11 protein-coding genes are annotated in these 12,758 nt (G+C 25.9%); 8 read left to right on the forward strand and 3 right to left on the reverse strand.

Annotated elements, in window-relative coordinates:
* Nucleotides 1-5 precede the first annotated feature (5 nt).
* The gene (locus tag FOY43_RS01120; protein ID WP_146309215.1) at nucleotides 6-1,190 is read right to left on the reverse strand and encodes a phosphoglycerate kinase; all 1,185 of its coding nucleotides are present in this window, start codon (nucleotides 1,188-1,190) and stop codon (nucleotides 6-8) included.
* A gap of 164 nt (nucleotides 1,191-1,354) precedes the next feature.
* On the opposite strand from FOY43_RS01120, the gene FOY43_RS01125 reads away from it, so the two are divergent.
* The 4 genes from FOY43_RS01125 (at nucleotide 1,355) to FOY43_RS01140 (ending at nucleotide 5,124) form a co-directional block, all read left to right on the forward strand.
* Entirely contained in the window at nucleotides 1,355-1,762 is a 408-nt protein-coding gene (locus FOY43_RS01125; RefSeq protein WP_146308737.1) for an MscL family protein, read from the forward strand.
* A gap of 145 nt (nucleotides 1,763-1,907) precedes the next feature.
* Nucleotides 1,908-3,116, forward strand: a complete 1,209-nt coding sequence (locus FOY43_RS01130) for an IS30 family transposase (protein ID WP_146308596.1) — start codon at nucleotides 1,908-1,910, stop codon at nucleotides 3,114-3,116.
* A gap of 231 nt (nucleotides 3,117-3,347) precedes the next feature.
* Nucleotides 3,348-4,616, forward strand: a complete 1,269-nt coding sequence (locus FOY43_RS01135) for an MFS transporter (RefSeq protein ID WP_146308738.1) — start codon at nucleotides 3,348-3,350, stop codon at nucleotides 4,614-4,616.
* Entirely contained in the window at nucleotides 4,597-5,124 is a 528-nt protein-coding gene (locus tag FOY43_RS01140) for a toxin-antitoxin system YwqK family antitoxin (RefSeq protein ID WP_146308739.1), read from the forward strand. The genes FOY43_RS01135 and FOY43_RS01140 overlap by 20 nt, the downstream gene beginning before the upstream one ends.
* 251 nt (nucleotides 5,125-5,375) lie before the next feature.
* Here FOY43_RS01140 and FOY43_RS01145 read toward each other — a convergent pair whose 3' ends face one another.
* Nucleotides 5,376-5,672 (reverse strand): hypothetical protein, encoded by a 297-nt coding sequence (locus tag FOY43_RS01145; RefSeq protein ID WP_146308740.1) that lies wholly within the window; start codon nucleotides 5,670-5,672, stop codon nucleotides 5,376-5,378.
* Nucleotides 5,673-5,904: 232 nt separating this feature from the next.
* Here FOY43_RS01145 and FOY43_RS03855 point away from each other — a divergent pair, with 232 nt between their 5' ends.
* From FOY43_RS03855 to FOY43_RS01160, 4 genes are all read left to right on the forward strand, one after another.
* A complete protein-coding gene (locus FOY43_RS03855) occupies nucleotides 5,905-6,063 on the forward strand; it encodes a hypothetical protein (protein WP_162847753.1) in 159 nt (52 codons plus the stop codon).
* 74 nt (nucleotides 6,064-6,137) lie between these two features.
* Nucleotides 6,138-6,443, forward strand: a complete 306-nt coding sequence (locus tag FOY43_RS01150; protein WP_146308741.1) for a hypothetical protein — start codon at nucleotides 6,138-6,140, stop codon at nucleotides 6,441-6,443.
* 33 nt (nucleotides 6,444-6,476) lie between these two features.
* On the forward strand, nucleotides 6,477-6,656 hold the full coding sequence (locus tag FOY43_RS01155; RefSeq protein WP_146308742.1) for a hypothetical protein: 180 nt from the start codon (nucleotides 6,477-6,479) through the stop codon (nucleotides 6,654-6,656).
* 456 nt (nucleotides 6,657-7,112) lie between these two features.
* A complete protein-coding gene (locus FOY43_RS01160; RefSeq protein WP_146308743.1) occupies nucleotides 7,113-8,519 on the forward strand; it encodes an RNA-binding domain-containing protein in 1,407 nt (468 codons plus the stop codon).
* 302 nt (nucleotides 8,520-8,821) lie between these two features.
* Here the strand turns inward: FOY43_RS01160 and FOY43_RS01165 are convergent, their stop codons facing one another.
* A complete protein-coding gene (locus tag FOY43_RS01165) occupies nucleotides 8,822-12,742 on the reverse strand; it encodes a putative immunoglobulin-blocking virulence protein (RefSeq protein WP_146308744.1) in 3,921 nt (1,306 codons plus the stop codon).
* Nucleotides 12,743-12,758: the final 16 nt, after the last annotated feature.

A 12,758-nucleotide genomic window follows, 5' to 3' on the forward strand; every position in this document is an offset into this window, starting at 1 on the left:
ATATATTATTTATCTTGGATAGCTTCAAATCCAGGAAGTTTAACACCTTGAAGTAATTCAAGTGAAGCTCCACCACCTGTTGAAACGTGTGAGAATTTATCTTCCATACCTAATTTTTGTACAGCAGCAACTGAATCACCACCACCAACTACTGAGTAGCAATTTTCAAGTTTACTAATAGCACGACAAACTTCTAAAGTACCTTCTTTGAAGTTATCAAATTCTGTAACTCCCATAGGTCCGTTTCAAACAACTGTTTTAGCTCCGATTAATTCTTTAGCAAATAATTCTTTTGATTTAGGTCCAAGGTCTAATCCCATGTATCCATCTTTAATATCGATATCTGAAACAATACCAGGAACATCTTTGAATTCAGTAGCAACTAAATGATCAACTGGAAGAACAACTTTAGAAGCATATTTGTCTAAGAATTCTTTAGCTAATTCTAATCTATCATCTTCAACCAAACTTGTTCCAATTGTGTGTCCTTGAGCTTTTAAGAATGTGTAAGCCATTCCTCCACCAATAATCATTTTATCAGCAATTTTTACTAAGTTTTCTAACACTTGAATTTTGTCAGAAACTTTAGCTCCACCAATAATAGCAACATATGGGTGTTCAGGATTTTCGATAGCTTTACTTAATGCACTAACTTCTTTTTCCATTAAGTATCCTAAAGCATTTTCAGCAATATTTGAACTAATTCCTACGTTAGAAGCGTGTGCACGGTGTGCTGTACCAAAAGCATCATTAACAAATACATCACCAAGCGAAGCTCAGTATTTTCCTAATTCTGGACTATTTTTACTTTCAGCTTTACCATTTAAGTCTTCGTAACGAGTATTTTGCATTAATAATACTTCACCATTTTTCATATTATTAATTGCTTGTTCTAATTCAGCACCTCTTGTTGCATTAACAAATGTAACAGCTTGTCCAAGTTGTTTAGCTAATTCATTTGCAACTGGTTCAAGATTTCTTTTAGCTAAGTCAGCTTCTTCTTTAACTTTTCCTAAGTGTGAAAGAAGAATAGCTTTTCCACCATCGTTAACAATTTTTTTAATTGTTGGAAGAGCTGCTGTAATACGTTTTGTAGAAGTAATAACACCATCTTTAATAGGAACGTTAAAGTCAACACGAACTAAAACTTTTTTACCTTTTAATTTTAAATCATCAATAGTTTTTTTCATTTTTTTCACTCCAATCATTTTATTCTAATAAATTATATATTTAATTAAATAAAAACAGTTGATATTAATACTAAGAAAATAAATATATAAAAAACAATACCATAATCTTATTTACATAAAATTTATTTACTGTCTTAAAAATTAAATTGATATATAATAAGCATATGTTTAAGAAAGCTATAAAAAGCGCCAAAAACCACATTCAACGTGGAAACATGTTTATGTTGGCTATTGGTCTATTATTAGGAACAGTATTTGGTGCTGTTGTTAGTTCTTTAGCTAACGACATCATTATGTCATATATTTCAACAAACATTCTTAAATACAATAATTTAGATGACTATGTTGTTTCAGGAATGAAAGTTGGAAAATTCTTAGGAGTATTACTTAACTTCATCATTGTTACTGTATTCATTTTTGTAGTTTTAGTAATTTACTACTTAATTTACAACTTTAAAAAAGCTAAACTTGAAAAAGCTAAAGCTGCTGAAGCACCTGCACCTAAAGTTCCTACAACAGAAGAGTTAATTCTTGCTGAATTAAAAGAATTAAACCAAAACTTAAAAAAATAGAGGGAGAATGTAACAAGGAGTAATCCTTGTTTTTTCATATTTTCATATTTTTGTAATTAATATATAGAGAATCGTAAAAAAGAACAGTCATACAACAATTGTTGCATGACTGTTTTATATTCTTGGTCCTTTTAGTAAAATTATAGTGCAAAAAAATAAGAAAGGAACCAATATGATTATAGCAAATATTAAAAATTCTCTTGAAAAAGTTGTGTGTATTAAAACTAAAGAAAAACATTTACCAAACAATCACTATTTAATCAAAAATTCTGAAGAAGAAATCAGAATTCTTCATTCAAAAGTTATAAATAACAGATTACTCAAAGCGAATCAAATGAACATTCTTCATTTAAATGAATGCCTAAGATTATTCAAAGAAGGAAAGAATTTTTCTAAAGTTTCAGAAGTGATTGGATTTCAAACACACACCATTAAAAAGTTATTGAAAATTTCAACAACAAATCAAGGTGATTTTGTCAAAAAATATAAAAAAGTTTGTCGCAACTGTGATCAATATATTAATTATGTAAACTATATTGATTTCCAATTAATTGCCGAACATCTTATGCTTTATAAGTCCAAAAGAACAAGACTTCATTCAAAGACTATTAAAAATAAATGAAGAGATTTTATTAGATTTTGAAAATCTGAAGTTAGTTATTATAGGAAAAATAGATTCAATAAAGATTTTACAAAAAGAGCAATCAAAGTTTCAGCTAAAGCTCTTGTTAATAAATTTAAGAAGATGTTTCCTAACAGTTTCTGCCCTACTCCTAGCACTGTATACAAGTGCTTAAAGTCAAATGAGTTTAATTTATCTATAGATATTTTGCTCTTTCTTTCTGTAGGAAAATATCACAAGAAAACTAGAAAAGTTCAAAAAAGTTCTCTTAAAAATGCTGTTAGTATTCATCAAAGGCCTGATGAGGCCAACCATAGATTAAAGGAAGGTCATTTTGAACTTGATACTGTGATTGGACAAAGCAAGGATAAGAATTGTTTGGTAACTTTATTAGATAGAAAAACTAGAAAACTTTATGTAATATTATCACGCAAAACTTCTGAGGCAGTGAAAGATGCTTTACTTGAAATGATTAAAGTTAATTCCATAAAAATAACAACATTAACGGTTGATAACGGCTCCGAGAACGTGCGCTTGCACGAAGTTATTTCTAATAACAATTTGTTTAAATGTGATGCATATTGTTCATACCAAAAAGGTTCAATAGAAAATATCCACAGACACATTAGAAGATTTATTCCTAAGGGTGTGTCTATGGATAAATTCACAAATAAACAAATTTATGTGATGAGCAAAAGAATTAATGAATATTTAACACTTATCAATCAATAATTTTACTAAAAATTTTAAAATCGGTCATGACCGATTCTTTTGGTGTGCTTTTTTATATAAAAAAGCATTATAATTATATAAATCGTAGCACTAACGTACTTCAAGGACTTTGATTAAAATGCATTGTTAAATGACTTTTCTATTTCATAATATATAGAGAATTATACATAGAAATATATAATAAATATGGTAATAATTTTTGATTTACCATAATAAATGTAGGAGATAAAAATGAAAAATAATGCAAATTCTTTCAAATTTAAAAAAGAAGATGGATTAGAAACTCCAGTAACAGGAAATTCATATCTTAGGTACTATGAAATAAAAGAAAATACAACAGAATGAAGAACGGACAAAAATCAACAATTCTTTAATAATGAATATAAAGAGATTGAACAATACGACATATTCGAAGAAGATATAAATGAATTAAATAATATTTGAACCCCAAAGAGAAAAAATGGTTCATTTATTGATGTTTTTAAATTCACAAGTACTCAATTTTCATTAAAAGATAAAAATATCATGTCTACAGCAGAAATTTTCGAGATGAATTGTACCTATATGGAACTAACCTCAGCGACAGATGAACAAAAGGAATATTGATCAAGTATTAAAAAACTTAAGGATGATTTTTTCTCCGAAGAAAATTTCAAAATATATGCAACAATCTACTTTTATTTAATGAATTCAAGAGGTTTAATACCAATTTCATCTCAACAAAAAAGTAGTGATGATACATTCCATAATATCCAAAATAATTTTTATTGATACTTACAATCTAGTAAAACATTGGATTATTCGAATGAAGTTTCGCCAATTCTTGATGATAATGAGTTGCTTTTAAACTTAAAAACAAAATATGTTGAAGTATATGAACGAAAAAATAATAAAAATATCATCTCTGACCTATATGAATATTCAAAATACAAATTAGCCCTTCAACTTATTGAATTAATAAGTAACAAAAACAAATCTTATCCAGAAAAACCAAAAAATAGTATAAGTTTATCAACCTATAATAATATTTTATTTGATAAAGTTTATAAAGAAAGAGAAAGTATAGTAAAGCAACTAAAAAGTATGAGATTTTTTAAGTTTTTTATATGATGTATTAATATATTATTAGTCACTTCTTTTGGTTGTTTATTGTATCAAATAATCTATTTATGCGTTATGAACAGTTTATATGGATATCATAAAGTTTATTTAGTAACATCTTTAATTTTACTATTTTGTTTTATAGGTACTATTATTATGTCTTTATTTCTTTACTCTCATTTCCTAGCGAAAAGATACTATATTAAAAATGAATTTAATAAAGATAAAAATAATAAATTCTATAGATTAAAATATAGAAACACAATAATTGATAAATATATTAATTTCATATTTAAAAACATTCCATTCGTTTTAAGATTCTTTATTAACCGTCAATTAAAGTATTGATATCGTATTCAAAAACCAAAGGAGATAAAAAATGATAGTTTCATTTGATAAATCTAAAAAACAGTTCATGGTTAAATATAATGTTTCAGATGATAAATTTATAATAGATAAATTAAACGTTAAATGAAATAAAGAAACTAACACTTTTACATTAAAGGGCCAAAGGGTCATAAAAGATCAAAACAATAGCACTCTAATGACTTCGATGTACAACGAAAATGGGGATCTTGAGGGCGAAATGATTGAATATTACGATGATCCAAAAAGTAGACAAAATATAGTAAAAACTACAGTAAATTGAGTTAACAATAAAAAAGAAGGCATTGAAATTTCTAAATACCCTAGCGGCAATTTCAAATCTCAAGGAAGATGAAAAGAAGGAATGCGCGATGGTGTTTGATATACTTTTTTTGACAGTAAACACAACGACGGGAAACCTTTCGAAGCTACAATCCAATCATATAAAATGGGTGTTAAACATGGTAAATTTATTGAATGATATGAAGATACTGGCAAAATCATCTCTGAAGAAGTATATAAAAACGGAATACCAGAATAGTTAAAATTTAATTAAACAATGTGTTTAGAAGTTGTTCTCTACACATTTTTTCTTTGTATTTACCTCTTAGTAACATAAATGAAAACTATCAAACAATTTTAATGTTTGGGTCAGGTAAAAAATGTGTGGAAAAATAAATACATTTAATAAAACGATTTATTGCTAATCAAATTATATAACATTAACCTAAAAATCGAAAATCAAAAATGTAAGGACTCGAAATCCTTATTTTTTATTGAAAACAAAGATAGTTATTGAACAAAACTTATATTTACTTTAGCTTGGTTATTTCAATTAAAAATTCTCATTTTAATTTCATCAATACTAATTCTATTAGTTTGAGTAATAAGTTTTCTTTTAATAACAGCAATGTTAGTTTCAGACTGACCAGTACGATTTTGATAATAAAAATATTTAACATTTCTATTAATTTTTATGAACTTAATTATTTCATTTCGTTTATTGAGATCTATATTTTCATCACTTGCTATTTCAGTAAGTAAATTAATAATTGAAGTATTATCATTTAATTTAACATACTCTTTCAACTTATAAAAAATGTTTGAATATTTAGTATTGTGAAAAATTTTATAATTATTAAATGGAAATGTGAAAAATAGAAAATACTTAAAATAATTCTATGCTCAAAATTTTGTTGAGAAGTTGTTTATTAATTCAAATAAAAATTATTTTTTATAATTCTCATTTTCATAAATAACAGCATAATAATTATGTAAATGTTTCGATTTACAATTAAAGTTGATGTCTTAAAAGGAGAAAATGAAACAAAAAGATTTTTTAAGCAAAATAGATTATGCTATTTATTATTACGAAAGCAAAATACAGGATAATGCATTTACTGGTATTGAAGATATAGGGCATTTAACATTTAATAATGTTTTTTATTATTCAAGAAATGAAATGAAAAAATATCTGTAGAAGAACTAGTTGATGAAATAGTTTCAAAAAATATACTAAGACGAAGACATGAAATTTTTAAACTAGTTCCAGAATTGGAATCTAGAATCAATGAAATTTTATTTGACAGAACTTATGATAACTTTGACCAATTATTAAAACGTGCACTATTTGAATATCAAAAAGATTTTGTACTAGAAAATATTGAACATTCATTTAGATCACATTTCCTAAATTTAGCTAAAGAAATTGTTAAAAATAGTGGAAGAGAAGAAATTAAAGTTAATTGAGAGTGATTTAATGATTTAGTTATTAAGAAAGCTAAAGAGTTTTGTTCAAAAGATGCGTTGTATAAATATGTTCCGACAGAATTTAATGAATTTGAAGAAATTTTAGTCTAGTAAATATAAATTAAGCATATAAATAAAACAAAAATGAATAATATCAACACAAATTTAAATATATTCAATAATTCTTTAGATAAATCATTTAAAGAAATTATTGAATTTTTAATTCACAAATATTCAAAAGAATCAAATACTCGAAAGATAGAACAAAATATTCTTAAATCAATTTTAGAAACCCAAAGCAAAAAAGATAAAAATTGATGTTAATTTTATAAGGAACTAACCACCAACATCATAAAAGAATACTTCCTAACAGGTAAAGGACAAGAATAGATTCATTAAGAAAAATAACTAAGTAATACTTTATACGTCATTTATACCGGCAAATAAACCAATAAATGTCTATTTAAAATGACGGTTTAAAATGAATTATTGTGATTTTTGTGTTAAAAATTGATTAAATCAGTATTATTTACACAAATTAACTGATTTTAATCCGACAAGAATAAAAATATACCGTCATTTATACCGACAAATATACCGACATTATGTCTATTTAAAATGACGGTTTAAAATTAAATTATTGTGATTTTTTATCAGAAATTGATTAATTTAATGTTATTTTGCAAATTAATGATATTTAACCCGACAAAAATAAAAATATACCGTCATTCAAACAGAAATTTATACCGACAAAAATATAAATGTTGTTATAATATTAATATGACTAATAATACCTATATAGAATCAGAAATTTTGGAGTTAAAAGAAAAAATGAATGATAATTTAACTAAAGAAATTGTCTCATTTTTAAATACACTTGGTGGAGAAATAATAATAGGTGTAAAAGATAATGGTGAAGAGGTAGGTATAGAAAATCATGATGAGACCTTAAGAAAAATATCAGATATTATAGTATCAAAAATAGAACCCAAACCCACAAATTTAGTATTTCCAAGATTACATAAGCTCAAAAATGGTAAAGTTGGTGTACTTATTATAATTAAAAAAGGAACTGAAGAAATATACTATGATAAACAATATGGATTATCTTCAAAAGGTTGTTATAAGAGACTTGGTTCAACTTGCATACCATTAACATTCCAAGAAATAAATCAAAGAATACATAAAAGTTTTGCTGATAATGATCTTATTATTAGAATGGGAAATGAAAATTCTAATTTAACATTCTCTAGTATTAAAATATATTATGAAGAGAAAAATAAGCATTTGAATAATAATACTTTTGAAAAGAATATTTCATTAAGAAATTCACTTAATCAATACAATCTTCTTGCTGAATTACTAGCAGATAAAAACAATTTATCATTAGTTTTTGTTAAATTTAATGGAATTGATAAAACCTCCATTTCGCAAAGAGTTGACGTAGGTAATGTTTGTATAATTACAGCGTACAAAAATCTTATAAATAGACTTAAATCACTAAATACAAATTTTTTAGATACAACTGTTAGACCTAGAATAGAGACTCCACTTTTTGATATGGATTCAGTAAATGAAGCAATTTTAAACGCAATTATCCATAATGATTGAACAATTGGAACTCCACAAATTTCATTTTACAGTAATAGAATTGAAATTGTTTCTCACGGTGGATTGATATCTGGATTAAGTGAAGATGAATTTTTTGATGGGATTAGTAGACCAAGGAATCCAAGTTTAATGAGAATTTTCATTGATTTAGGATTAGCTGAACATACAGGACATGGTGTTCCTAAAATAATTAGTGTTTATGGAAAAGAATCAATTAAAATTGGTAATAGTTCAATAAAGTGTATTATTCCTTTTAATATAAATGGTAATGTTCAAATTAATGAAAATTTTGATGAAAACTCAATTAACAATAATGAAAAAAATAATAAAACAAATTATTTTGATGATTCATTATTAAACCTAAGGGATAATGAAAGATTAATTTTAAATTACATTACTAACAACTCACAAATTACAATACTAAAGCTTTCAGAATTAACAGGTCTTTCAAGTAGAACGGTTGAAAGAATAATATCTTCACTACAAACTAAATCAATTTTAATTAGAGAAGGTTCAAAGAAAAAAGGTAAGTGAGTAATAAAAATATCAAATTATGAAAAAAATAACACAAAATAAACTAGGACACAAAAAGTTGACATTTATTTATCAACTTTTTGTGTCCTAGTTTACATTTGTTTTTTATTTAAAATTCTTTATTTTTGAATTTTGTGGGTCATTTTTAGATGACTTTTCTCTTTTTCTGAACAAAATCAATAAAAAATGCAGAGAATAATTTCTCCACACATTTTTTCACCACTCAAATTTTTTAATAACTAGGTATATGTAAAATTCTTATGTGAATTTAATAAAATCCAGCATTTCGCACACTTAGTGCAAACACAAGAATAAAAGTGCGAATTAATCGCACTAAAATTTATTTATTCAATTTTTCAACCATATGTATTAAAACTCGCAACTAATGAAACCATATTAGGATCATCAACTTTGATTTTCTTAAATATGTTTCTTCCAGCACTTATAACAGCAGCTAATTGAGTTCCTCAACCTTGTTCTAAATCAGAAGCTTTACCTGAAATATATAGAGTATCTACAGTTGAATTATTTTCAGTTTTAAAATGGAATTTTCCATAGTCACTAGGGTGTTTTACAATTAAAGCACTGAATTGAGTTCTAGCTAAATCACTTGTTTTTATCTCGAATTTCTCGTCTGGATTTCATAATGTTAAATCATAAAATACTCTTCCATATAATTGCATATCTTTAAGACTTCTAATTTCTTTAACATTTGAAAAATCTAAATGAGTGATTCAACTCCCTTCACCTCAATACCCTTGGAAGACTCTTAAATCATATTTATCTTGGAAAGCAATTTTTAAACCTTGATTGATTGTAGTGATATTATCTTCAGCATCAAATTTAAGAACTTGGAAAGTAATAGATGTAGTTTTTAACGCTCCATCAGCCACTTTATTTGGATTAATATCATTATTATAATCATAAGGTACAAAATCAACACCTTTAAGGGCATTTGGATTAATTGCTCAATCTTTATCCAAACCAAGAATACCATTTTGAGAAGTGTATAATTCAATTTCTTTAATATGTTTATCTTTTAAGGCAATAAGTGAACTAGTATCTTTTCCTTCAAAGAATAATGTGAGTTTTTGAACAGTGCTTGGTAAACTTTTAAATACATCTTTAAGATCTGAAGGAGCACCAAAACCACCTATATTTCTTATTACAATACCATTAATTCCACCTGAAAGTTGACCTTGAAGTTTTTGTATATCATTTTTGAAGTTTTTATATGACTCAACATTTTTAACATCAACTTCAAGAACGTTAAGTTTTTTACCATCTTTAGTGTAACTATAAACTTTACTACTTCCTGATAAACTAGAAGAGTATGAACTAGAGATATCCTTTTTATCTCAACCAGGGAAATTTCCTTCTTGAATTGATTTAGGATCTCTAGAGTATCAAGTGTCATAATTCATAACACGTTTTGTGCTATTTTGATCGACAATTTTCTTGATTACTGGACTATCAAGTGGATTTGGATATGTTCAACTGCCACCTTCTTCAACATATCAAGTTGTTTTTCCTCCTGATTCATTTCTATATAATCTATTCAAGAAATCTAAATTTGGAACCATTCCTTTTTCAGCATATTTATCAATATCTTTTTTAACATTTTCCATTCAAAGTCTTAAATGAAGTAAGAAATCTCTTCCTTGCTCTTGATATTTCGTTCTGTAATTTTTAGTATATTCAACTCAATTTTCAATAATATTCGATGGAACACCTTGTTTACCTAATGCATCTCTTAGAGCTTTTTCATCATTTAATCCGTCTTTACCTATTGCAGTATATAAAGTATTAACTAATTCTTTAGTACCTTTTATCGTTTCTGAAGTAATTTTATTTTTATCTAAATTCTCATATTTTTTTCAATCAGGATTTTCGACATCCGGCACATTTACTGAATTAGGATCAATAGGTTTACCAGCTATATTTGTTTTGTCTTTAATGATTTTTTCGCTATTAGAATTGCTATCTTCGGGTTTTGGAGTAGGTTCTGGTTTAGGCGTTGGGGCAGGAGTATTTTCAACTTCCTCGGTTTTCTCCGGTTCTTCAGGAGTTACTGGTTGAACTTCAGGTGTAGGTAAAATTACAACTTCTTGTTTTTTCTTAATTTTAACAAATGCAACATTTTTATTTGTATTTGCAATAACTACTTTTCTAGCTTCATTACTGTCAAATGCTTCATATCCATTAGGAATATATTGTATTACAGGTATCTCGTCACCACTTCTTTCAAATCTTTGAAAAGGATCTAATATAGTTCCATCTTCAGTTATTCAATTAATCATTATCATTCCCATAGGAGAATTTTGATTAATTATTGCACTTTGAATAATTTCAACTTTATTGGTTTCTCCTACTTTGATCACTTGCTCAGTATTTTTAGCCTTATACCCAATCGGAACATAATTATTAACATTAATAATAGCATTATCTAATGAACTAATTGATTTATAACCAATTTCACTTCCGTCTAAAATAAAAATTAATTTAGTTGAAACTGTTTGATGAATTTCTTCTACTTTTTTAATGCCAATTTCGTTTCTATTTCCAGTAATGACAGCAACATTTGAATCAACTAAAGTGTAATTATTTGGTAAATAGTTTGAAGCTATAATCACTTCATCATCGTTGCCTTTAATAGATTTTTCACTTATAACTTTATCACCTTCTTTAAAAACTAAGGTAGTTGTAACCAATTTTTTCTTAAGTTGGATTGCAATTTTATTTTCTTTACCATAAATAATTGAATAACTTTGATTTACAAATTCATATCCTTCAGGAAGATATTCTTTATAATCAATTACTTCACCTTCAGGTTTTTCGATAACTTTTTTCAATACTTCAACATTATTATCATGATAAATTAATGTAGTAGTTACTAATCTAATTTCTTCTTTATCTGGTTCAACATTGATGATATTTTCTTGTCCTACTTTAATTTTGATAGTTTCATCAACTAAATGGTAATTAAGAGGTACATAATTGATATCTTTAATTGTATGCTCAGAATTTTCTAAAAGCTTAAACGTTTTACTTTCAATAGTTTTATTATTGTAATTAAATTTAATTATTGTATCGAGTACTTTGATAGTTTCCTTTTGGATTTTAACTACTAGAATTTCATTGTCAATTCCAGGGATAGCTAACTGATTAGGTTCAATTAATTCATATCCTTCTGGTAAATAAGAACTAACTAAAATCAATTCACCTTTTTTAGTTTCGATAGTTTTTTCTAAAACTACTTCTTTAGATTGATTATCTTTGTAAATTAATTTAGTTGTTACCATTTCCTCTTTAATAAGAGTATCATCAAAAATTTCATTTTCACTCTCAGGATTTTCAGGAATAGTTGGTTCAGTTGGTTCAACAGATATAGGTTGCACTTGAATTGAATTAGTTTGACCAATTATAACATCAATTGAACTTTCTACCAATTCATAACCATAAGGTAAATACTGTCCAGCATTAATTTTTGCATTAATATTTGAACTAACTTCAATTTCTTTAATTAAATTAACTTCATAAAAGTACTTTAGAATTGTTTTGATTTCTTTGGGTTTTTCTTCTTCAGTTTTTTCTGGTTGATTTTCAACTACCTTAACTAAATTTATTTCATTTACTTGATTAACAATAACTTCAAAATCATCATTTTCGAGTTTATAACCACTAGGAATATATCTTGAAAGAATTATTTTTTCATCATTTTTTGTTGTTATAACTTCACTTGAGATGATTTTTTCATCAAATGTGAATGTTAAAGTAGTTTTGTAAATTAAATCTTTTACGATTTCTTTAATAAAAATTAAATTTTCGCTATTTTTTTCTATTTCTATATTTTTATTCAATAATTCATAACCATCAGGAACGTTTAATTTTAAGTTAAATGACTCAAATTCTTCCTCTGTAAGTTCTATAGTTTCACCAATTTGTGTTTTACTTTCATCGTTTAACAAAAACTTAATAATAGTTTTATTATTTTCATTTTCATGTTCTTCATTATTTGTACCTGGTTTTTCTAATTTAGGTAAATTATTATCTCTATTTGAAAGATTTTTATCGCTAGTTAAAACATCATCTTTTAATGATGAATCACTACCATCCAACCTTTCACCTAAAGTATCAAACTTTTTATTAACATTATTTTTAGGATTATGAGAGTGAATTCCCATAGTTAAAACACTAGAAACACCAACAAATGCAATTGCAGACATTCCTAGATAAAATAGTTTTTTCTTAGTTATTTTTCTCATATAACTCCTTTATTAA

It is taken from the genome of Mycoplasma anserisalpingitidis (assembly GCF_007858495.1).
GTDB lineage: Bacteria > Bacillota_I > Bacilli_A > Mycoplasmatales > Metamycoplasmataceae > Mycoplasmopsis > Mycoplasmopsis anserisalpingitidis_A.